Source organism: Nonomuraea composti (genome assembly GCF_012034275.1).
GTDB lineage: Bacteria > Actinomycetota > Actinomycetes > Streptosporangiales > Streptosporangiaceae > Nonomuraea > Nonomuraea composti.
The window spans coordinates 104,921-125,555 of record NZ_JAATEP010000012.1; the positions used below are offsets into that span (position 1 = coordinate 104,921).

The 20,635-nt window shown below is 71.3% G+C and carries 21 protein-coding genes; 8 read left to right on the forward strand and 13 right to left on the reverse strand.

The window, feature by feature from the left end; all coding sequences use genetic code 11:
- Nucleotides 1-11 precede the first annotated feature (11 nt).
- Nucleotides 12-656 carry a GNAT family N-acetyltransferase gene (locus HCN51_RS18870; protein ID WP_168010870.1) on the forward strand — a complete coding sequence of 215 codons (645 nt, stop codon included), beginning with the start codon at nucleotides 12-14 and terminating at the stop codon, nucleotides 654-656.
- Nucleotides 657-912: 256 nt separating this feature from the next.
- Nucleotides 913-3,918 (forward strand): AfsR/SARP family transcriptional regulator, encoded by a 3,006-nt coding sequence (locus HCN51_RS18875; protein ID WP_168010871.1) that lies wholly within the window; start codon nucleotides 913-915, stop codon nucleotides 3,916-3,918.
- A 258-nt stretch (nucleotides 3,919-4,176) separates the two neighbouring features.
- On the opposite strand, the gene HCN51_RS18880 is transcribed toward HCN51_RS18875, so the two are convergent.
- Complete coding sequence (locus HCN51_RS18880; RefSeq protein ID WP_168010872.1) at nucleotides 4,177-5,580, reverse strand: DUF7059 domain-containing protein; 1,404 nt, start codon at nucleotides 5,578-5,580, stop codon at nucleotides 4,177-4,179.
- 154 nt (nucleotides 5,581-5,734) lie between these two features.
- On the opposite strand from HCN51_RS18880, the gene HCN51_RS18885 reads away from it, so the two are divergent.
- Nucleotides 5,735-6,037, forward strand: coding sequence for a hypothetical protein (locus tag HCN51_RS18885; protein WP_080044237.1), 303 nt, complete (start codon nucleotides 5,735-5,737; stop codon nucleotides 6,035-6,037).
- Between the two features lie 3 nt (nucleotides 6,038-6,040).
- Here the strand turns inward: HCN51_RS18885 and HCN51_RS18890 are convergent, their stop codons facing one another.
- The 3 genes from HCN51_RS18890 to HCN51_RS18900 are packed head-to-tail and all read right to left on the reverse strand — an operon-like array spanning nucleotide 6,041 to nucleotide 8,171.
- Nucleotides 6,041-7,009, reverse strand: coding sequence for an NAD(P)-dependent oxidoreductase (locus HCN51_RS18890; protein ID WP_168010873.1), 969 nt, complete (start codon nucleotides 7,007-7,009; stop codon nucleotides 6,041-6,043).
- Nucleotides 7,010-7,063: 54 nt separating this feature from the next.
- On the reverse strand, nucleotides 7,064-7,660 hold the full coding sequence (locus tag HCN51_RS18895) for a TetR family transcriptional regulator (protein ID WP_168010874.1): 597 nt from the start codon (nucleotides 7,658-7,660) through the stop codon (nucleotides 7,064-7,066).
- A gap of 4 nt (nucleotides 7,661-7,664) precedes the next feature.
- The gene (locus tag HCN51_RS18900; protein ID WP_168010875.1) at nucleotides 7,665-8,171 is read right to left on the reverse strand and encodes a GNAT family N-acetyltransferase; all 507 of its coding nucleotides are present in this window, start codon (nucleotides 8,169-8,171) and stop codon (nucleotides 7,665-7,667) included.
- A 59-nt stretch (nucleotides 8,172-8,230) separates the two neighbouring features.
- Here HCN51_RS18900 and HCN51_RS18905 point away from each other — a divergent pair, with 59 nt between their 5' ends.
- From HCN51_RS18905 to HCN51_RS18920, 4 genes are all read left to right on the forward strand, one after another.
- A complete protein-coding gene (locus tag HCN51_RS18905) occupies nucleotides 8,231-8,698 on the forward strand; it encodes a winged helix-turn-helix transcriptional regulator (protein ID WP_080044233.1) in 468 nt (155 codons plus the stop codon).
- Nucleotides 8,699-8,794: 96 nt separating this feature from the next.
- Nucleotides 8,795-9,595, forward strand: a complete 801-nt coding sequence (locus HCN51_RS18910) for an SURF1 family cytochrome oxidase biogenesis protein (protein WP_168010876.1) — start codon at nucleotides 8,795-8,797, stop codon at nucleotides 9,593-9,595.
- 10 nt (nucleotides 9,596-9,605) lie between these two features.
- Complete coding sequence (locus HCN51_RS18915) at nucleotides 9,606-10,349, forward strand: tyrosine-protein phosphatase (protein ID WP_168010877.1); 744 nt, start codon at nucleotides 9,606-9,608, stop codon at nucleotides 10,347-10,349.
- A 156-nt stretch (nucleotides 10,350-10,505) separates the two neighbouring features.
- Nucleotides 10,506-11,702, forward strand: a complete 1,197-nt coding sequence (locus tag HCN51_RS18920) for an amidohydrolase family protein (RefSeq protein WP_080044231.1) — start codon at nucleotides 10,506-10,508, stop codon at nucleotides 11,700-11,702.
- 94 nt (nucleotides 11,703-11,796) lie between these two features.
- Here the strand turns inward: HCN51_RS18920 and HCN51_RS18925 are convergent, their stop codons facing one another.
- From HCN51_RS18925 to HCN51_RS18940, 4 genes are all read right to left on the reverse strand, one after another.
- Nucleotides 11,797-12,144, reverse strand: coding sequence for a YkvA family protein (locus HCN51_RS18925; protein WP_240972984.1), 348 nt, complete (start codon nucleotides 12,142-12,144; stop codon nucleotides 11,797-11,799).
- Between the two features lie 64 nt (nucleotides 12,145-12,208).
- Nucleotides 12,209-13,627: an amidase gene (locus tag HCN51_RS18930; RefSeq protein ID WP_168010878.1), complete on the reverse strand. Its 1,419-nt coding sequence runs from the start codon at nucleotides 13,625-13,627 to the stop codon at nucleotides 12,209-12,211.
- Between the two features lie 4 nt (nucleotides 13,628-13,631).
- A complete protein-coding gene (locus tag HCN51_RS18935; RefSeq protein ID WP_230465708.1) occupies nucleotides 13,632-14,573 on the reverse strand; it encodes an LLM class F420-dependent oxidoreductase in 942 nt (313 codons plus the stop codon).
- 68 nt (nucleotides 14,574-14,641) lie between these two features.
- A complete protein-coding gene (locus HCN51_RS18940; protein ID WP_080047395.1) occupies nucleotides 14,642-15,310 on the reverse strand; it encodes a TetR/AcrR family transcriptional regulator in 669 nt (222 codons plus the stop codon).
- Nucleotides 15,311-15,535: 225 nt separating this feature from the next.
- Between HCN51_RS18940 and HCN51_RS18945 the strand changes: the two genes are divergently transcribed.
- Nucleotides 15,536-16,438 (forward strand): hypothetical protein, encoded by a 903-nt coding sequence (locus tag HCN51_RS18945; RefSeq protein ID WP_168010879.1) that lies wholly within the window; start codon nucleotides 15,536-15,538, stop codon nucleotides 16,436-16,438.
- Between the two features lie 96 nt (nucleotides 16,439-16,534).
- On the opposite strand, the gene HCN51_RS18950 is transcribed toward HCN51_RS18945, so the two are convergent.
- The 5 genes from HCN51_RS18950 to HCN51_RS18970 all read right to left on the reverse strand — a co-directional run bounded on the left by HCN51_RS18950 (nucleotide 16,535) and on the right by HCN51_RS18970 (nucleotide 20,426).
- Nucleotides 16,535-17,596, reverse strand: a complete 1,062-nt coding sequence (locus HCN51_RS18950) for an aspartate-semialdehyde dehydrogenase (protein ID WP_168010880.1) — start codon at nucleotides 17,594-17,596, stop codon at nucleotides 16,535-16,537.
- Nucleotides 17,593-18,867, reverse strand: a complete 1,275-nt coding sequence (locus tag HCN51_RS18955) for an aspartate kinase (RefSeq protein WP_080044226.1) — start codon at nucleotides 18,865-18,867, stop codon at nucleotides 17,593-17,595. Before HCN51_RS18955 ends, HCN51_RS18950 begins: the two co-directional genes overlap by 4 nt.
- A gap of 83 nt (nucleotides 18,868-18,950) precedes the next feature.
- Nucleotides 18,951-19,481, reverse strand: a complete 531-nt coding sequence (locus HCN51_RS18960; RefSeq protein WP_080044225.1) for a DUF5063 domain-containing protein — start codon at nucleotides 19,479-19,481, stop codon at nucleotides 18,951-18,953.
- Nucleotides 19,474-20,073 carry a recombination mediator RecR gene (recR, locus tag HCN51_RS18965; protein ID WP_080044224.1) on the reverse strand — a complete coding sequence of 200 codons (600 nt, stop codon included), beginning with the start codon at nucleotides 20,071-20,073 and terminating at the stop codon, nucleotides 19,474-19,476. The genes HCN51_RS18960 and recR overlap by 8 nt, the downstream gene beginning before the upstream one ends.
- Before the next feature lie 2 nt (nucleotides 20,074-20,075).
- Entirely contained in the window at nucleotides 20,076-20,426 is a 351-nt protein-coding gene (locus HCN51_RS18970; protein ID WP_080044223.1) for a YbaB/EbfC family nucleoid-associated protein, read from the reverse strand.
- Nucleotides 20,427-20,635: the final 209 nt, after the last annotated feature.

Here is a 20,635-nt window from a genome sequence, read left to right on the forward strand (position 1 = left end):
ATCATGTGCTCATGCCCGCTCTTGTCACCTTGTCCGGACGCCTCGTGCGTCTGGAGCCTCTCAGCCTCGCGGCGGTCGATGACCTGGTCGCCGCGGCGAGTGAAGACCGCTCCACCTACACCTTCACTCGCGTCCCGAACGGCCGGGACGAGGTGGTCTCCTACGTGGAGGCCGCCCTGGCTGAGCAGGCGGAGGGCCGCACGCTGCCCTTCGCCATCCGGTGGCTGAACACCGACCGCGTGGTCGGTGCCACCCGTCTCATGCACCTGGAGTACTGGCAGGGCCCCATGCCCTGGCCTCCGGGTACACGCGGTGCGGTGGGCGACGTTCCGTCCGTGGCCGACATCGGTTACACCTGGCTGGGCGCCAGCGCCCAGGGCACGGGTGCGAACCGGGAGAGCAAGTTCCTCCTGCTCTCGCACGCCTTCGAGACGTGGGACGTCCACCGCATCACTCTCAAGGCAGACGTACGCAACACCAGATCCCGGGCCGCCATCGAGGCACTCGGCGCACACTTCGACGGGGTGCGGCGAGCGGATAGCCGAGGCGCCGACAACACGGTCCGAGATACCGCCTTCTACTCGATCCTGAACTCCGAATGGCCGCTCGTCCGCGAGCGGCTGCTCATGAGGCTCGGACTGGTCGAGGCGGCCTGACCCTTGTCCACCGACGGCCCCGCCCGAAATTGGAGGGCGGGGCCGGTATTTTTTCCCGCCTGTACAAGCTCTACATGACACACGCCCCCGCGATGCGTATCACGCCGGCTCCGCCATCAGCATCCGGGGACACGCTTAACACCTGATTGACGGCGGATCGACGCACGAGTGAACGATCTACCTGCATCTAGGTGACGAGTAACGATGGATCTATCATTTGGTCACAAATCGTTCCATTGGCTTGGAGACAGACGGCATGGCTGGTCAGAGCGTTGAGAGCGGGCTGCGGTTCGCCGTGCTCGGTCCTGTCCGCGCGTGGCGTGATGGCCAGGAACTCGACCTGGGCACCCCGTTGCAGCGTTCGATCCTCGGCATGCTGCTCCTGCGCGAGGGCCACGCCGTCACCCCCAACGAGATGATCGACGCCGTGTGGGGCGAGGACGCGCCGCCGCGAGCCCTGGGGGCGCTGCGCACGTACGTCTCCAGGCTGCGCACCGTGCTCGAACCCGACCGGCCCGCCCGCTCCCGCCCCGAGCTGCTCACCTCGATCGGCCGCGGCTACGCGCTGCGCCTGCCCGAGGACGCCCTCGACCTGACCCGCTTCGAGCGCGGCATCCAGCAGGCCGAGTCGGCGCGCAAGGCCGGCCGGCTGGCCGAGAGCGCGCGGGCCCTGCGGGCCGCGCTGGCCCTGTTCGAGGGGGAGCCGCTGGCCGGCACCGTCGGCCCCTACTCCGAGCACCAGCGCGACCGCCTGGTGGAGCGGCGCATCAGCGTCATCGAGACGCTCATGGACGTCGACCTGGAGCTCGGCAACCACGCCGCGATCGTCTCGGAGCTGATCGCGCTCACCGCCGACCATCCGCTGCGCGAGCGGCTGCGCGCCCAGCTCATGCTGGCCCTCTACCGCTGCGGCCGGCAGGGCGACGCGCTCAGCGTCTTCACCGAGACCCGCGAGGCGCTCATCGACGAGCTGGGCATCGAGCCGGGGCCCGAGCTGTCCGCCCTGCACCAGCGCATCCTCGCCGCCGACCCCACGCTCGCCGCCGCCGAGGTGCCCGAGGAGGAGCCCGCGGGCGAGGAGGAGCCGCCCCAGCCGGCACTGGAGCTGCCGCGCCCCGCCCAGCTCCCCGCCGCCGTCAGCGACTTCACCGGCCGCAAGGAGGTCGCGGTCCGCCTGCGCACGCTCCTGTCGGCCCAGCCGGCGGCGGAGGGCGTGCCGATCGCGGCCATCTCCGGCATCGGCGGCGTCGGCAAGACCACCCTGGCCGTGCACGTGGCGCACCTGGTGGACGACGTCTTCCCCGACGGCCAGCTCTACGCCGACCTGCGCGGCTACACCGACCACGCCATCGCGCCCGAGTCGGCGCTGGGCGGCTTCCTGCGCGCGCTCGGCGTGCCTCCCGACGTCATCCCCGAGGCCCCGGCCGAACGCTCCGCGCTCTACCGCTCCATCCTGGCCGAGCGCCGCATCCTGGTGCTGCTCGACAACGCCCGCGACGCCGCCCAGGTCAGCCCGCTGCTGCCGGGCACGCCCGGGTGCGCGGCCATCGTCACCAGCCGGGGCAAGCTGGCCGACCTGCCGTCGGCCAAGCTCGTGGACCTCGACGTGATGGAGCCGGACGAGGCGCTGTCGCTGTTCTCCTCCGTCGCCGGGGCCGATCGGGTCGCGGCCGAGCACGGCGCCGCCATGGACGTGGTGGCCGCGTGCGGGTTCCTGCCGCTGGCGGTGCGGATCGTGGCCTCCCGGCTGGCCGCCCGCCCCTCCTGGACGGTCGCCTCGCTGGTGCCGAGGCTGGCCGACGAGCAGCGCCGCCTCGACGAGCTGCGGGTGGGCAACCTGGCGGTGGAGGCCACGTTCGCGCTCGGCTACGGGCAGCTCACCTCCACCCAGGCCCGCGCCTTCCGCCTGCTGTCGCTGCCGAACGGCCCCGACATCTCCGTCGGCGCCGCCTCCGCCGTGCTGTCGATGAGCGGGTTCGAGGCCGAGGACGTGCTGGAGTCGCTGGTGGACGCGAGCCTGCTGGAGGCGCCGGCGCCCGGCCGCTACCGCTTCCACGACCTGCTCAAGCTGTTCGCCCGCAAGGAGCTCGACCGGGGCGAGCGGCCCCAGGCCCGCACGCTGGCGCTGCGCCGGCTGCTCGGCTTCTACCTGGCCTCGGCCCAGTCGGCGCACACGCTCGCCTACGAGGGCAGCATGATCCCGGCCAACCTGGTGGTCGTCGGCAGCGGCCTGACCTTCACCAGCGTGGACGAGGCGGTGGCGTGGCTGATCGCCGAGGGCGACTCGCTGTTCGCGGCCATCGACCAGGCCGCCGCGACCGCCCGTACCGCCGAGCAGCTCCTGCCCGCCGCCGACCTGCTGGTGGCGATGGAGCCGCTGCTGGAGGCGGGCACGCACACGCGCGAGTTCGACCACAGCACCAGGGCGGTGCTGGCCACCGCGCTGGCCAACGGCGACCAGGGCAGCGAGCTGCGGGCCCGCTACGTGCTGGGCCGCGTGCTGTTCGCCGACAACCGGCTCAAGGAGGCCGAGCAGCACTTCAGGGTCGTGCACGAGCTGTCGCGGGCCCGCCGGGAGAAGATCGTCACCGGCGAGGTGCTGAACGCCCTGGCCGTCGTCGTCGGCCGCCAGCGCCGCCACACCGAGGCGCTGTCGCTGTTCGACGCGGCCATGCGCTGGTACCGCGAGAACGGCGTGCCCGCCGGCGAGGCGCTGGTGCTCAGCTACTCGGCCCGCGACCACCTGGGCCTGGGCCGCCCCGAGGACGCGATCGCGGCGGCGGAGAAGGGCCTGGCCATCTTCACCGAGATCGGCAGCGGCGCCGGCACCGCGCGCGCCCGCTACCATCTCGGCATCGTGCTGAGCCGGGTGGGCCGCCTCACCGAGGCCGTGCACCACCACGCCGAGTGCCTGGCCTTCTTCCGCGCCAGCAGGCAGCGCGTGTGGGAGCAGCGGGTGTGCTCCCGGCTGGCCGAGACGTTCATCGCCGCCGGGCGGTATCCCGACGCCGTCCGCCACGCCGAGCAGGCGCTCGTGGTGGCCCGCGAGATCGGCCACCCGTACGGGGAGGCGCTCTCGCTCGCCGTGCTCGGCAAGGCGCTGCGCGGTCTCGGCAGCACGACGAGGAGCCTCGACTGTCTACGGCAGGCGTTCGACATCTTCACCCGGCTCGGCGCTCCCGAGGCCGGCGACCTCAAGGTCCTGCTCGACAGCCTCGCCACTCCCGAACCCGCCGGCGACGGGCCCGTCGTCGAGTCCTGAGTACAGCTCGTCGTCCAGACGTGTCATCCACACATGGTTGATCAAGGCTGTCCCTAGGCGATCGAAGGTGTTCAGCCCGGCCGGCCATCCTGACCGTCGCGCGTCGCTAGGGGGCCCGGTTATCCGGATGCTCCGCGCGACGGCTAGCCGCCTCACTTTCGGACGACCGGCCGGACCTGACACGGCCCTCGAACCCCCCAGGTCCGTGTCCTGGGTCACACCCTCCACCACCGGGGTTGACGTCGAATCAACAGCCGATTAAAGGAGGAAGTAACCCTCCGCGATCAACGGCCTGACCGCGTCGGAGTCGGGGATCTCGCCGTCTCCGACCAGCTCGGCGATCACATTGAGCAGCGGCCCGAGCGCCAGCTCGCCGTCGCACACGCCGGCCAGCGCCGCCTCGACCGTGCCGACCTCCCTGCTGCGCCGCAGCCCCTGCGTCTGCCGCAGGACGATGCGGATCGGGTCTTCGGCGCCCGGCAGCCCGATGCGCTCGTCGAGCAGCCCTTCGGCGGTACGCAGCAGCGCCCCGTCGAGCCCCTGCGCCCGGTGCGCGGCGGCGATGGCGTCGACCACCTCGTCCACGTAGTCGCCGACCGGCAGCGCGACCTGGTGGGCCAGGTGCTCGACGCGGACGACGGGGTCGAGCGTGCCGGAGTTGCGCATCGTGATCCAGCCGAACCCGATGCCCTCGACCCGCCGCTCCTCGAACCAGCCCAGCCAGCGGTCGTAGTGCTCGGTGTAGGCGGGGGTGCCCTGCTCGGCGGCGTCCTTGAGCCACAGCTCGACGTACTCGGCCGGGTCCTGGACGTCGCGCTGCGCCACCCAGGCGTCGCAGCCGGTCTCCCGCAGCCAGCCGCCGACGCGGTCGTGCCAGTCCTCGCCCTCGACGTGCAGCCAGTTGGCCAGGAAGTGCGCCTGGCCGCCGGGGTTGAGGTGGAGCGGCGTGCGGTGGACGAGGTCGCGGCAGAAGTCGTCGCCCTCGAAGCCCGACTCGCGGTAGGTCAGCCGGCCGTCGCGGGCCGGCGCGATGACGAACGGCGGGTTGCTCACGACCAGGTCGAACAGCTCCCCCTCGACCGGCTCGAACATGGAGCCCGCCCGCGCGTCCACGTCGCCGACGCCGGACAGCTCCCAGCTCAGCCGGGCCAGCTCCAGGGCGCGGGGGTTCACGTCGGTGGCGACGATCCGCTCGGCCCGCCCCGCGAGGTGCAGCACCTGCACGCCGCACCCGGTGCCGAGGTCGAGCGCGCGCCCGACCGGGCGGCGGGTGACGAGCTGGGCCAGGTTGGCCGAGGCGCCCCCGGCCCCCACCACGTGGTCGGGCCGCAGCGCCGGGTCGCCGGGGCGCACCTTCCTGTCGGAGACGAGGTAGCCGCCGGTCTCCCACGGCTGCAGGTGCACGGTCGCGACCACCTGGTCGCCGTCGGGCCGCACCAGCCCCGAGCCGAGCACCTCGGGCGCCAGCGCCTTGGCCGGTACCGGAACGCCCAGCCACCACAGCCTGATCAGCGTGCCCAGCGGGTCTCCGTCGGCGGTGGCGCGCAGGGCCGGGATCAGCTCCTCGCGGGCCAGGGCCGAGGCCGCCATGCTGCCCAGGCGTTCGCGTACGCCGTCGATCGTGTATCCGGTTTCGAGGAGATGATGGCGCAGTCGTTCCACAAGTGCATCCTTTCACCGCCGGCTCACGAGCATGATCTGATACCGACAGTGCTCATACTGTTACTTAAGCACCCAAGCATTCTGCAAGCGGCGGACAAGTGACGCGCGGTATCTCTATGCGTACCGACACGCACGTCCCCGAGGAGCGGACACCATGCTGATCCCTTGCCTGGCCTGTGAGTCCCGCTTCAAGCCCGACGAGTACTTCAGCGCCTGCTCCGACTACAACCGGGGCCTCGACCTGGTCTCGTGGACGTGCCCGCGCTGCGGGAACCGCGACGACCTGCGGGTGCTGCCGGGTGAGCTGGGGTTCGGCTATCCGCATCGGGGCCGGTTCGACGTGCACGACCGGGTGCGGGTGCCCGGTCTGCGCAGGCAGCGGGGTGACCTGCGGCTGGACATCTCGCTCGACCGCGCGAGCTGGCGGGTTCCGACGCGGGTGCGCCAGGTCGCTTGATCTTCAGGCGGGTACGTACGCGTGCGTCGGCCGCTCCCCGCGCAGGAGCCGCGCGATGTCCTCGACCAGCGTCTCGGCCAGCTCTTCCCGGCTCTCTCCGGTGGCCTCGCCGAGGCGGGGCGTGAGCACCACGTTCGGCAGCCGGGTCAGGGGGTGGGCCCGGTCGAGCCATTCGCCCTCGAAGTGATCGAGCCCCGCGCCGCCCACCTGGCCCTCGCGCAGGGCGTCGACCAGGGCCCGCAGGTCGTGCAGGGCGCCGCGCGAGGTGTTGAGGTAGATCGACCCTGGCCGCATCGCGCCGAACTCGGCGTAGCCGAACAGGCCGCGCGTCTCCTCGGTGAGCGGCACGTGCAGGGAGACCACGTCGGCCTCCGCGAGCAGCGCGGGCAGCGTGTGGGTGGCCTCGGCCACGAACGGGTCGCAGACGATCACCCGCATGCCCAGGCCCTCGCAGCGCCAGCGCAACGCCCTGCCGACGCGGCCGAGGCCGACGATGCCGACCGTGCGCCCGGTGAGCCGGCGGCCGCGGTGGCGCTGCGCCGGGGGCACCCGGTTGTGGTGGACGGGGCCGTGGTAGACGCGCCCCCTGCGGATCTCGCGGTCGGCGCTGACGATGTTCCTGCTCACCGCGAACAGCAGCGCGAGTGTCAGCTCGGCGACCGCCTCCGAGTCGCGTTCGGGAGCGTGCAGGACGGTGACGCCGCGCTCGGCGGCCAGCGCCAGGTCCACGCTCGCGGGCGGGCCCATGCTGGCCACGACGTCCAGGTGCAGGCCGAGCACCGACGTGCGCACCTGGTCGCCGTCGGTGATGAGCACGGTCGCGCCGGTCTCGATGACCAGGTCGGCCAGTTGCTCGTCGGTGAAGCCGAGGCTCGGTCGTGCGGGAACCTCGGTCAGCTCGGCGATCTCGCCCAGGCGGGCGAGCGCGCTCTCCGGCAAGGCGGGCAGCACCAGCGCCCGAGGTCGTCTCACATTTGGACAATAACACCACAGACGGTGCTCAGATCATCGCTCCCCGCGAAGGGCTCACTCCGCCCGCTGGCGCAGGCTCTGCCAGGCCGCCTCGCCCAGCCCCTTGATCTCCTCCTCGGTGGGCGTGTGCGCCCCCGCGAACCACAACCGGCACATCTCCTGGGCCGGGCCCAGCCACAACACGTAACACATGGTCGCGTGGACGGGCTGGAGCTGTCCGTTCTTCATGTGCGGCCGCCACCAGTCGGAGACCTGGCGGAAGAACGCGCGCCGCGCCTCGGCCACCTCGGCGCCGCCCGGCTCGTTCTTGCGCGGCGGGCGCTCGCTGATCAGCAGCCTGGCCCGCTCGGGGTGCTCGCCCGCCCACCGCATGTGGAAGGCCACGATGGCCTCGATGCCGTCGCGGGCGTCCTCGTGGCGGACCAGCTCGGCCAGGAAGGCCGCCTGGTAGGCGTCGAGGATCTCGCCGTACAGCACGCCGAAGACGTGCTCCTTACTGGCGAAGTGGTGGTAGAAGCTGCCGACGCTGACGCCGCTTTCCTCACGCAGGCTGGCCAGGGTGGTGGCGGAGACGCCGTCCTGGCTGAAACGGCGGAGGGCGCCCTCGATGATGCGGGTACGGCCGTCGCGTCCGTTCTTGACACTCTTCACACTGTCAATGGTGTGGTACCAGAACCTTGTTCCGCAAATAGGCCAGCCTGTCGATCATAGCGGTCACCTCGACCGTCCCGGAAGAGACCTTCATCGTGGCGTCCGGCCAGAGCCGCCGGACGAGCCTGAGCACGCGCCGGTTCTCCCCCATGACGTCCATGCCGACGGTCGTGGCGCCGCGGACGGAGGCGCGCAGCAGCAGCACGTCCACCAGCTCCGGGCCCAGGCCGCGCCCCTGCCACTCGTCGGCGACGACCACGGCGATCTCCACGTCGGCGCAGCCGCCCCTGAAGCTCATGGCGTGCGCGACGATCTCGCCGGTCTCGGTGGTGGCGACGAGCGCGTCGCGCCGCTCGTCCACCGACAGCAGCGTCCTGACCAGGGCGGCGGCGGGGGTGGAGACGCCGGTGAAGAACCGGAGCGTCTGCGTGTGCAGCGACAGGCCGGCGAGGAAGCGTCTGATCCGCTCCTCGTCGTCCTGGCGGGCCGGGCGGATCTGGGTTCCCTGCATAGACCCAGCCTGCTCTCCGAGAGCTGAGTCTGTCAACTGAACTCAGGTATAATGCAAAAATGAACGTTCCCTTCCGGGTGAACAACTGCTCGATCGAGCGCACCCTGGACATCGTCGGGGAGAAGTGGACCTTCCTGGTGCTGCGCGAGGCGTTCAGCGGCGTGCGGAGATTCGCCGACATGCAGGCGATCACCGGCGCTCCCCGCCAGGTGCTCAGCGCACGCCTGGCCCGGCTGGTCGACGAGGGCCTGCTGCGCAAGGAGCCCTACCGCGAGCCGGGGCAGCGGCAGCGCGACGAATACCGGCTCACCGAGAAGGGCCGCGACCTCTATCCCCTGCTGGTCGCGCTCATGCACTGGGGCGACAAGCACCTGTCGGGCGACGAGGGGCCGCCCGTCCTCCTCACCCACCGCGACTGCGGCGCGCCCATCGAGCTGCACTTCCGCTGCGCCGACGGCCACGAGGTTGGCGGGCCGCGCGAGGTCACCCCGGTTCCGGGCGAAGGCGCGGACCTCCGGAGCGCCTGAGCCTCCCGGCGCCTGAGCTTTCCTGAGCGCCTGAGCCTCCCACCTGGAGCGCGCCTGAGTTCAGGACCACCGCCCCCGGTGCCTAACCTGGAAGGCGTGTACCGGTTCCTGCTGACGCCCCGATGGCTCGCGCTCCACGTCGTGGTGCTCCTGGTCATCCCCGCCTTCGTCCTCCTCGGGCGCTGGCAGTTCGGCCGGTTCGAGGAGCGCTCGGCCAACAGCGAGCGCGTCACCGCCAACATCGAGGCCGCGCCCGTGCCCCTGGAACGGCTGGCGAGCCCGGGGCAGCAGGTCAAGGAGGACGACCGGTTCCGGCGGGTCACCGTCGCCGGCACGTACGACACGAGCCACCAGCTCGTCGTCCGCCGCCGCCCCCAGGACGGCCACAACGGCTACTACGTCCTGACCCCGCTGGTGACCGGCGCCGGCACCGCCGTGATCGTCAACCGGGGCTGGGTGCCGGCCGGCGCCACCGCCGACGCCGCGCCCGAGGTGCCCGCCCCGCCCGCCGGGCAGGTAACTGTAACGGGGCGGCTACGCCCCAGCGAGACCGAGGCCAACAGCGGGATCACCGACCGGCCCGGCCTGCCGCCCGGCCAGGTGCTGCTGATCGACGCCGGCAAGATCGGCCAGGGGCTGCCCTACCGCCTCGTCGGCGGCTACGTCGAGCTGACCGAGCAGCAGCCCAAGCCCGCTGCGGCGCCCGCGCCGGTGCCCGAGCCCGACGTCGGCGCCGGGGGCGGCCTCAACCTCGCGTACGGCGTCCAGTGGTGGCTGTTCATCGGCATCGCGATCGCCGGCTGGGTGCTGCTGATCAGGCGCGAGCTGGCCGAGCGCAGGGCGCAGGAGGCCAAGGAGGCGGCCGGGGTCACGGAGGCGGCGACACCCGCCAATTAATGTGTGGAGAGTGACCCGCCACATCGAGTTCGTCAACCTCTGTAACTTCCGCGACGTAGGGGGATATGCCGCCAAGGACGGCCGTACCGTCAGGTGGCGGCGGCTCTACCGGGCCGACTCACTGGGCTGGCTGGCCGGCGAGGACCTGGCGGCCTTCCGCGCGCTGCGCGTGCGCAGCATCATCGACCTGCGGCACCCGTACGAGGTCGAGAAGGCCGGACGGGCCCCCGAGACCGAGGGCCAGCTCTACCAGAACCTGCCCATCGAAGGCCGCCCCTGGGACGTCGCCGCCTTCAGCGAGGAGCTCGGCGTGGCCCGCTACCTGGCCGACCGCTACCTGGAGGTCACCGAGGACGGCGTCGGCAACCTCAGGACCGCCCTGGAGACGATCGCGCGGGCCGACAACGCGCCCGTGGTCGTGCACTGCGCGGCGGGCAAGGACCGTACGGGGGTGCTGACCGCGCTGGTGCTGTCGCTGGCGGGGGTGGGCGAGGACGACATCGTGGCGGACTACGCGCTGACGGGGCTGGCCACCGAGCGGTTCGTCGCCGACTGGACCAGGAGGCATCCCGACGCGGCGCTGTGGCCGGGCTTCGGGCTGGCGCCCGCCGAGGCCATGCGGCTCTTCCTCACCGATCTCACGGCCCGGCACGGCTCGGTGGAGCGCTACGTCACGCACGTGGTCGGGCTCGCGCCCGGCGCCGTCTCCGAACTTCGCGGACATTTGCTGACTGATCAGATGCAGGAAGGGTAGTGGGGGGACGGACCCGTCCCTGCGCGAGGCGGGTTCGCCACTCCCGGGATCGCCAGCCATCCCCCTCCCGGCGGTCCCGGGTCAAAATCCTTTCGGATACCCAACGGATACGTCGCAGCTTGTTCGACGTTATCCCGCCGTCGTACGGTTACCTGCGTGACTACGCCGCTGCTCCCCGACCCTGACCCCAGGCGGCGCGACTACGTGATCATCTCAGCCGACGATCACCTGATCGAGCCTCCCGACCTGTTCGAGGACCGCCTGCCGGAGAAATACGCCGAGCTCGCGCCGAAGGTAGTGGAGACGGAGGCGGGTCACCAGGTCTGGCGCTACAACGGCGCCACCTACCCGTGCGCCGGCATCGACGTGGGCGCGGGGCTGCCCCGCGAGCAGCGCACGCTCGACCCGATCCGTTTCGAGCACATGCGCCCCGGCTGCCACGACATCGAGGCCCGCATTCAAGACATGGACGTCGCCGGCATCTGGGCCGCGCTCTGCTTCCCGGGCATGCTCGCCGGGCAGGCCGGCATGCCGTTCGCCAGGACCCGCGACCAGGAGCTCGGCCTGGCCCTGGTCAAGGCGTGGAACGACTGGCACATCGACGTCTGGGCGGGCACCTACCCCGAGCGCATCATCGGCCTGCAGCTCCCGTGGCTGCCCGACCCCGACGTGGCGGCCAAGGAGATCCGCGCCAACGCCGCCAGGGGGTTCAAGGCCGTCGTCTTCCCCGAGTTCCCCACCCGGCTGCGGCTGCCCTCGATCCACACCGGCCACTGGGACCCGTTCTTCGCCGCCTGCGAGGAGACCGGCACCGTCGTGTGCCTGCACACCGGCGACTCGTCCTGGTCACCCGTGCCGTCGCCCGACACGCCCATCGAGGCGATCACCACGCTGATGCCGACCAGCGCCATGTTCGCCTGCGCCGACTGGCTGTGGTCGGGCGTGCCGCTGCGCTTCCCGTCGCTGCGCATCCTCATCGTCGAGGGCGGCGTGGGCTGGCTGCCGATGCTGGCCGAGCGCGCCGACTACGCCCTCGACCACCCGGTGGCGGGCGAGGCGTCGTGGGAGGGCGGCATCAAGCCCAGCGAGGTGCTGCGCCGCAACTTCTTCTTCGGCACGCTCGACGACCACGCCCTGTCGGGCGTGCGGCTGGCGGTCGGCCTCGACCACGTGCTCCAGGAGAGCGGCTACCCGCACTCCGACTCGACCTGGCCCGACACGCAGAAGTCGGTGGCCCGCAACCTCGGCACCCTGCCGCCCGCCGACATCGCCAGGGTCGCCTACGGCAACGCCGCCCGGCTGTTCGGCCACCCGCTGCCCTCGCGGGCCTGGCTGCGGATGGAGGAGATCTAGCGGCGGAGATCTCGCCGCGGAGACCTGGCCGCGGAGACCTGGCCGCGGAGACCTGGCCGCGGAGACCTGGCCGCGGAGACCTGGCCGCGGAGATCTAGCCTTCTTCCAGCCGTGCCTGGATCACGTGGCGCTCGTGCTCGACGTAGCGGCCGCTCTCCCCGAGCAGCGAGGCCATCAGCCACAGGAACACGCCGAAGTCGTCGGCGACGCCGACCAGCATGAGGAAGTCGGGAATGACGTCGATCGGGGAGATGAGGTAGACCACGCCGAGGCCGAGCATGGCGAGCTTGCCCTTGCCCATCCCGGCGTACTGGCCGCGCAGGACCGCGCCCACCATCCGGGGGATCGCCCTGAGCCTGGTCGTCAGTTTGGGCGACCCGGGCCTGGTCACCTCGCGGTAGGTCCGCCACGCCGCCGCCGCCCGTGCTGCCTTCGCCATCATGTGGATCCCCCTACCCCCGGCTTTTCACGACATAACGCGTCGCCGGGGGTACGAGTTCCCTACGTCACGGCATGGCCAGGTGCTCGAACGGCCTGACCTGCTCGATCTGCGCCGCCACCCGTACGAGAAGATCCTCGCGGCCGGGCGCGGCGACGAGCTGCACGCCCACCGGCAGGCCCGCCGCCGTGCGGTGCAGGGGCAGGGAGACGGCCGGCTGGCCGGTCGCGTTGACCGGCGAGGTGAAGGCGACCGCGTGCGCGGTGCGGCCGAAGGCGACGCTGAGGTCGTCGGGCGGGATCCAGCCCAGCGGGAACGGCGCCACGCCCAGCGACGGCATCAGCAGCAGGTCGTTTCCCTCCGCCCACCAGGCGGCCATGCGGCGGCGGAAGCCGTCCACCCACTGCACGGACCGCAGGTGGTCGGGGGCGCTGCGCCCGCGCCCCGCCCGCACCATGGCGGCGTTGCGCGGCTCCAGCTCCTCCAGGTCCACGGGCTTGCCGCGCAGCTCGCCCAGCGCCGCGACGTGCGCGGCCAGGTTGTCGGCCACGATCGCGCCGAAGTGCGCGGGGAAGTCCGGCTCGGCCAGGGCGCGCGGCCCGCCAGGGGTCACGTCGTGGCCGAGCGACTCCAGCAGCGCGGCGGCGCCGGTCACGGCCTCGGCCGGCTCGGGCGCCTCCGGCACGTCGCCCCGGGGGTGCGCGGTCAGGAAGCCGATCCGCAGCCGGCCCGGATCCCGGCCCACCTCGTCGGCGAGCCTGCCGGGCAGGGCGGGAGCGCCGTACGGGTCGCCGGGGTGCGTGCCCGCCACGACGTCGAGCGCCGCCGCCGTGTCCCGCACGCTCCTCGTCACGAACCCCGGGCACGAGAACCCGCTCCACCCCTCGCCCAGCGCGGGCCCGAGGCTCACCCGGCCGCGCGTCGGCTTCAGCCCCACCAGTCCGCACAGGGACGCCGGGATCCGGATCGACCCGCCGCCGTCGCTCGCTGTGGCCAGCGCGACCATGCCCGCCGCGACCGCCGCCGCCGAGCCGCCGCTGGAGCCGCCCGGCGAGTACGCCGGATCGTAGGGGTTCCGCGTCGGGCCGAACGCCGCCGGCTCCGTGCTGATCGTGCTGCCGAACTCGGGCGTGTTCGTCCGCCCGAGCAGCACGAACCCGGCGGCGCGCAGCCGTACCACGCCGTACGCGTCCTCGGCGTCCAGCAGCCCGTCGCGGACGGCGGAGCCCGCGCTGTACGGCTCGGCCGCCTCCCGCCAGCCCAGGTCCTTGAGCAGGATCGGCACCCCGCGGAAGGGCGCGTCCGCCGGGATCGTGTCGATCTCGGCCAGCGCGCGCTCGAAGCGGCGGTGGACGACCGCGTTCAGCTCGCCGTCGGCGGCCTCGATGCGGGCGATCGCGGCTTCGGCCAGCTCGCGGGCCGACACCTGGCCGTCCCTGATCGCCTCGGCCTGGCCGACGGCGTCGAGCCGCAGGATCTCGCGCATGGGGTCACCTCTCCGGAGCGAGCTCGCGTACCGCCTGGTCGATGGACAGGTCCCCGCCCGGGAGAGGGGCGAGCACCGGGGTGTCGAGCCCGTTGGCCATGTACTCCTTGATCCGGGCCCGGCAGGTGGCGGCGTCGCCGTGCACGATCAGGGCGTCCACCACCTCGTCGGGGATGGCCTTGAGCGCGGCCTGCCGGTCGCCGGCCGCCCACGCCTCGTGCATCGGGCGCAGCACCTCGCCGCGGCCCAGCCAGTCGTGGAAGGCCGCGTACACGGGGACGGTCAGGTAGCTGGCCAGCATCCACCTGGCGGTCTGGCGGACGCGCTCGGTGTCCTCGTCCACGCAGACGAACAGGCGGGCGATCAGCTCGGTGCCCTCGCCGATCTCGGCGCGCACCTGGCGCACGTCGTCGGGCGAGAGCCAGTTCGTGATGGCGCCGTCGGCCTCCTTCGCCGCCAGCCGCAACATCCGGGGCCGCAGCGCCGCGAGCACGATCTTCGGTGGCGTCTTGGGGGCCCGCTCCAGCTTGAAGCCCTTGATCTCGAAGGTCTCGTACGCCTCCGACACCTTCTCCCCCGCCAGCGCCTTGCGCAGGAAGCGCAGCGTGTCGCGGGTACGCGCGTACGGCTTGTCGAACGTGCCCGCGTTCCACCGCTCGACGATGGCCGGCGAGGAGGCACCGATGCCCAGCACGAACCGCCCCGGCGCCAGGTCGGCCAGCGTGGCCGCGGACATGGCCAGCAGCCCAGGGCCGCGCGTCGAGACGGGCACGATGGCGCTGCCCAGCCTGGCCTCCGGCGCCCACTGCGAGGCCATGGCCAGCGGCGTGAACCCGTCGACCCCGTTCACCTCGGCCGACCACAGGTCGGTGTAGCCGAGCGCGGGCAGCTCCGCGATGAGGTCCTGCGACTTGGCCAGCGAGCGGTCGTAGAAGGGAATGGTCATGCCCCAGTTCATGCACGGCCTCCAGATCGTCGGGTAGGCCGACCATACCAACCGCTCGGTATGTACCCCTAGGCCCGCAGCTCGTGAACCGCCGCGATGAAGTCCTTCGTGATGCCGCGCAACCCCGGCAGGTGCGACAGCCCCACGAGCCGGTCCACCAGCGGCACCGTGACCTCGATCAGCCGGTACGTGCGGGCGCACCCCGGCGAGGTGTCGTGCACCCAGAACAGCACCATGCCCATGGACAGCAGCCACAGCAGCTCGGGCAGCTCCTCGCGCAGCTCGGCGTTCATCCGGTCGCGCGAGCCCTCCACGACCTCCCGGTAGATGGCGATCGACGCCTCACGCGCCGGCGAGGACTGCTTGCTGAACGGGCTCAGCGGATTGGTCGGCTCGGCCGCGTGCTTGAAGAACTTCACGGCGAACTCGTGGTACGGCTCGGACACGCGCACCCATTCGCGCAACACCCCGCTCAGCCGGCCGGCGAACGACTGCTCCGTGGCGAGGAACTCCCGGCAGGCCGCCTCGTGCTCGGCCTGGGCGCGGTCGTAGTACGCCTGGATCAACGCCTCTTTGCTGTCGAAGTAGTAGTAGGCGTTGCCCACGGACACCCCGGCCTCGGCGGCGATGGCCCGCATCGTGGTCGCGTCGAAGCCGCGCTCCCTGAACAGTCGCAAGGCCGTCTCGACGATGACCTCTCGGGTGCTCTCCGATCCTCGGTTTCGGGCTTCGGACACGTTCGTCACTTTACGTCGTCGAGCGAGGTTAGGTCATGGAGCCGCACGGTGATCACCGCCACAAGGCAAAGTCGCGCTCGCGACACGAGTTATCTCCTGTGAATGGTGGGATTGTCGTTTCAGGCGGAAGGGCTAAATCCGCGAAAAGGCATCGACATGTGGATACGTGGAACAGTGCGGCTGATCATCCTCGCACTCCTCGGCATTGAGATCACCATAATCGCGTTGGCCTCGGCCGCCTCCGCCGCCACCCACCCCGAAGGGTCGCCGGCACAGGACGGCCTGTACGAGGTCCTGCCCATGCACGTGCCCGGCCCCTCCGCGGCCGAGCTGCTGTCCGGCGCGTACGACATGGGGCCGCACCCGTGGGCGTACGAGGAGCTCATGCTCATGGAGATGGGCGAGTGGCCCGCGGTCGACCCGCAGTGGCCGCTGGTCGCCGTCGAGCGCGCGCAGGTGGTGCGCGAACGCAGGGCCGACGACGCCGCCGCGAAGGCCGAGCAGGCCGCGCGGGCCGAGCGGGCCAGGCGGGCCGCCGAGGCCGCGGAGGTGGCCGAGGCCGCGCCGACGGAGTCGCGGGCAGAGTCGGGGGCAGGGTCGCGGGAAGCCGCCACGAAGGCGCTGAAGCGCCCCGTGCGCACGGGGGTGGCCCAGATGCCACACCTGCGTCCCCGCGTCGCTCACACGCGCGCTCAGGTCGATCTGGCGCGGGCCCTGCCGAGGAAGGCCGCCTTCCGCATGTCCCACGCGACCGCCAACGGCTGGCTGAAGAGCGCGGGCCTGCGGACGCGCTCCAGCGGCAACTGCGCCAGCAAGCACATGCACCACTGCACGTCGCTGGACCGGGTGCGCACCGGCACGATCGCCAGGGCGATCGAGCTGAAGCAGGAGAGCGGCTGCCCGATCATGGTGACCGGCGGCACCGAGCGGGGCCACGCCCCCGGCCACTTCAGCCACGGGAACGGCTACAAGCTCGACATCTCCCACAACGCCTGCATCGACCGGCACATCACGAAACATCACGACAAGGCCGGGGTACGCAGCGACGGGGCCACGATCTACAAATCAAAGAAGTCCGGCATGACGTTCTTCGACGAGAGCGACCACTGGGACATCCTCTTCCGGTGACAGGGCCCGGCCAGAGGGACGGCCGCAAAAAAGTGTGACGCCGCGCGGAACACGCGACGCCACACCGGACAAGACCTGAACCGACCTGGAACCGACCTAGAACTCGGCCGCCACCAGCTCGGCGATCTCCGCCGCGTTGAGCGCCGCCCCCTTGCGCAGGTTGTCACCGCACACGAACAGGTCGAGCGTGTTGGGGAAGTCGATCGCCTGGCGGACCCGGCCCACGTAGGTGGGGTCGTTGCCCACGACGTCGAGAGGCGTCGGCCAGACGCCGTTCTCCGGGTCGTCCATGAGGACCACCGTCGGCGCCGCCTCCAGGACGCGGTGCGCGTCGGCGACCGTGATCTCCCGCGCGAAACGGGCGTGCACGGCCAGCGAGTGCGTCGTGACCACCGGAACGCGCACGCAGGTCGCGGACACCTTCAGGTCGGGGATGCCGAGGATCTTGCGGGACTCGTTGCGGAGCTTCAGCTCCTCGGAGGCCCACCCGTCGCCCTTGTTGGAGCCCGCCCACGGCACCACGTTGAACGCGATGGGCGCCGGGAACGGCGACTCCTCGGGCAGCTTGTTGGCCAGCACCTTGCGCACGTCACCGGCGCTCTGACCGATCGAACGGTCACCCGCCAGCGCCTCGACCTCGTCGTACAGCCGCGCGGAGCCCGCCACGCCGGCGCCGGAGACCGCCTGGTAGGAGGCGACGACCAGCTCGGTGAGGGTGTACTCGGCGTGCAGTGCCCCCATGGCCGCCATCATCGACAGCGTCGTACAGTTGGGGGTCGAGATGATGTTACGCGGGCGGTTGCGCGCGTCGAGCGGGTTGACCTCGGGCACCACCAGCGGCACGTCGGGGTCCATCCGGAACGTGCCGGACTTGTCGACGACGATCGCGCCGCGCCCGGCCGCGATCGGCACCCACTCGGCCGACACCTCGTCGGGCACGTCGAAGATGGCGATGTCGATGCCGTCGAACACCTCGGGCGCCAGGGCCCGCACGACGACGTCCTCGCCGCGCACCCGCAGCACCTTGCCCGCCGAGCGTGGGGAGGCGACGAGCCGGATCTCGCCCCAGATGTCCTCGCGCGACGACACGATGTCGCGCATGACGGTGCCGACGGCGCCGGTCGCGCCGATCAGTGCCAGATTGGGCCTCTTGCTCATCGTCCTGAACCTCCGTACACCACGGCTTCGACCTGGTCGGCGTCGAGATCGAAGGCGCGGTGCGCGGCCGCCACGGCCGCGTCGACACCCTCCTGCTCGACGATCACTGAGATGCGGATCTCCGAGGTGGAGATCATCTCGATGTTGACCCCCGCGTCGGCGAGGGCCGCGAAGAACGTCGCCGTGACGCCGGGGTGCGAGCGCATGCCCGCGCCGATCAGCGACACCTTCCCGATCTGGTCGTCGAACAGCAGCGACTCGAAACCGATCCGGGGCTGGATCTTCTTCAGCGACGCCAGCGCCGTCTGGCTGTCGGCCGTGGGCAGCGTGAACGAGATGTCCGTGCGGCCCGTGGCCGCGGCCGAGACGTTCTGCACGATCATGTCAATGTTGATCTCGGCGTCGGCCAGCGTTTTGAAGATCGTCGCAGCCTCGCCGACCTTGTCGGGCACCCCGACAACAGTGATCTTGGCCTCGCTCCGGTCGTGCGCGACGCCGGAGATGATCGGCTGCTCCATCTCGGTTCCTTCGGTGTAAGGGTCGGAGACGACCCACGTGCCTTCCTTGGTGCTGAACGAACTGCGTACGTGGATCGGCAGGTTGAACCGTCGAGCGTATTCGACGCAGCGCAGATGCAGGATCTTCGCCCCGCACGCGGCCATCTCCATCATCTCGTCGTAGGAGATCCTGGGGATCTGGCGCGCCGCGGGCACGATGCGCGGATCGGCGGTGAAGATGCCGTCGACGTCGGTGTAGATCTCACAGACATCGGCATTGAGCGCCGCCGCCAGCGCCACGGCCGTGGTGTCGGAGCCACCCCGGCCGAGCGTGGTGATGTCCTTGGTGTCCTGCGAGACACCCTGGAACCCGGCCACGATCGCGATGTGGCCCTGGTCGATCGCCTCCTGGATGCGGCTGGGCGTCACGTCGATGATGCGCGCCTTGCCGTGCGTGGAGTCGGTGATCACACCTGCCTGCGAGCCGGTGAACGAGCGGGCCTCGTGGCCGAGGTTGGCGATCGCCATCGCCAGCAGGGCCATCGAGATGCGCTCGCCCGACGTCAGCAGCATGTCGAGCTCGCGGCCCGGAGGCAGCGGCGACACCTGCTCGGCCAGGTCGAGCAGCTCGTCGGTCGTGTCGCCCATGGCGGAGACGATCACGACCACGCTGTTGCCGGCTTTTTTCGTCGCGACGATCCGCTGCGCGACCCGCTTGATGCAGGACGCGTCGGCGACGGACGAACCACCGTACTTTTGCACAACGAGCGCCACGAGAGTCTCCCGGTTTGGACTGTGAGCTGCCAGTCTATCGGGGGCGTCTCATGAGGCTGCTGTTCGTACCACTATGTGGAAGATCAGACGGCGGTCGTCTCCTCCGCCACGTCGAGGCGCGAGTGCGCCGCCAGGGCCTGCAGCGCGCGCATCGCGGCGCCCGCGTGGTTGCCCCACGTGTTGAAGTACGAGTACTGCCACCACCACAGAGCCTCGTGCGGGCGCCCCGCGTGGTAGTGCCGCAGCCCGTGGATGAGGTCGGCGGCCACCGCCGTCAGGTCGTCGGACAGCCGGTACGGGGTCACGCTGGTGTCCTTGTACGGGTCGAACACCTCGGCGTAGTCGTCGACCGCCTCCAGCCGCTCCGCCAGCGCCGTGCGGACCTCGTCGATGTCGGGGTCTTCGCTCATCGGCGGCTCGTAGTTGCCGGCGAGGATGACGTCGCGGTTGGCGCCGAGCTTGGCCCCCGCCAGGCTCATCTGCGCGACCTCCACCAGCAGGATCGACCAGATGGCGTCGCCGCCCTCGCCGCCCGCCACCCTGGTCAGGCCGTCCACGTAGTTCTGAGCGTGCGCGGAGATCTCTTCCGCCAGCGCGCTCCACTGGTCAGACATCCAGCAGCCTCCGTCCTTCGAACGCGCGGCCCAAGGTGACCTCATCCGCGTACTCGAGATCACCGCCCACAGGCAGACCGCTGGCCAGTCGTGTCACTTTGATGCCCATCGGCTTGACCAGACGGGCGAGGTAGGTAGCCGTCGCCTCGCCCTCGAGGTTGGGGTCGGTGGCGAGGATGAGCTCGGTGACGCGGCCGTCGGCCAGCCGGGTCATGAGCTCCTTGATGCGCAGGTCGTCGGGGCCGATGCCGTCGATCGGGCTGATCGCGCCGCCGAGCACGTGGTAGGTGCCGCGGAACTCGCGCGTCTTCTCGATCGCCACGACGTCCTTCGACTCCTCGACCACGCAGATGACGTGCGTGTCGCGGCGGGCGTCACGGCAGATGCGGCACTCCTCCTCGGAGGCCACGTTGCCGCAGACCCGGCAGAAGCGGACCTTCTCCTTGACCTCCAGCAACGCGTGCGCCAGCCGCTTGACGTCGGCCGGATCGGCCGCCAGCAGGTGGAACGCGATCCGCTGCGCGCTCTTCGGACCGACGCCGGGCAGCAGCCCCAGCTCGTCGATCAGGTTCTGGACGACCCCTTCGTACATGCCTAGAACCCTGGCAACTGTCCGAGGCCGCCGCCACCCAGCCCCTGGGCCAGCGGGCCGAGCTTCTCCTGCTGCAGATCGGCTGCCGCGCGCACGGCGTCGCGGACCGCCGCGATCACCAGGTCGGCGATCGTGTCGGCGGTGTCCTGCGGGTCGCCCGCGTCGATCACACTCGGGTCGATCTTGAGCTCGAGCAGCTCGCCCGAGCCGTTGACGACGGCCGTGACCATGCCGCCGCCCGATGAGCCCTCGATCTGCGCGTCGTTGAGCTCCTGCTGGGCGCTCACAAGCTGCTGCTGCATGAGCTGTGCCTGCTCCAGCAGCTGCTGCAGGTTGACATCCCCTGGGTTCACCGTCGTGCGCTCCTCGTGGCTCCGCGTTCTTGACTGCCACGAGCCTACGGTGTTTGGGGGAAGTCATGTACTGGGAGGTTCCCCGGTTTCCTGTACAGATCTTCGTACGCGACATCCATCTCGCTCCCCCGTACCGCGCGAGGCGGGCCTTCCCCGCCGCTGACCTGGCCTCCTGCGAACGCCGCCGGGCCGCGCGGGGCGCTTCGGGC

Excerpts from the sequence above, each read along its gene's own strand:
- HCN51_RS18950 (WP_168010880.1), bottom strand. The coding sequence starts at position 17,596 with ATGAGCAAGAGGCCCAATCTGGCACTGATCGGCGCGACCGGCGCCGTC.
- HCN51_RS18935 (WP_230465708.1), bottom strand. The coding sequence starts at position 14,573 with ATGACCATTCCCTTCTACGACCGCTCGCTGGCCAAGTCGCAGGACCTC.
- HCN51_RS18925 (WP_240972984.1), bottom strand. The coding sequence starts at position 12,144 with ATGATGGCGAAGGCAGCACGGGCGGCGGCGGCGTGGCGGACCTACCGC.
- HCN51_RS18905 (WP_080044233.1), top strand. The coding sequence starts at position 8,231 with ATGAACGTTCCCTTCCGGGTGAACAACTGCTCGATCGAGCGCACCCTG.
- HCN51_RS18875 (WP_168010871.1), top strand. The coding sequence starts at position 913 with ATGGCTGGTCAGAGCGTTGAGAGCGGGCTGCGGTTCGCCGTGCTCGGT.
- HCN51_RS18885 (WP_080044237.1), top strand. The coding sequence starts at position 5,735 with ATGCTGATCCCTTGCCTGGCCTGTGAGTCCCGCTTCAAGCCCGACGAG.
- recR (WP_080044224.1), bottom strand. The coding sequence starts at position 20,073 with ATGTACGAAGGGGTCGTCCAGAACCTGATCGACGAGCTGGGGCTGCTG.
- HCN51_RS18870 (WP_168010870.1), top strand. The coding sequence starts at position 12 with ATGCCCGCTCTTGTCACCTTGTCCGGACGCCTCGTGCGTCTGGAGCCT.
- HCN51_RS18960 (WP_080044225.1), bottom strand. The coding sequence starts at position 19,481 with ATGTCTGACCAGTGGAGCGCGCTGGCGGAAGAGATCTCCGCGCACGCT.
- HCN51_RS18930 (WP_168010878.1), bottom strand. The coding sequence starts at position 13,627 with ATGCGCGAGATCCTGCGGCTCGACGCCGTCGGCCAGGCCGAGGCGATC.
- HCN51_RS18900 (WP_168010875.1), bottom strand. The coding sequence starts at position 8,171 with ATGCAGGGAACCCAGATCCGCCCGGCCCGCCAGGACGACGAGGAGCGG.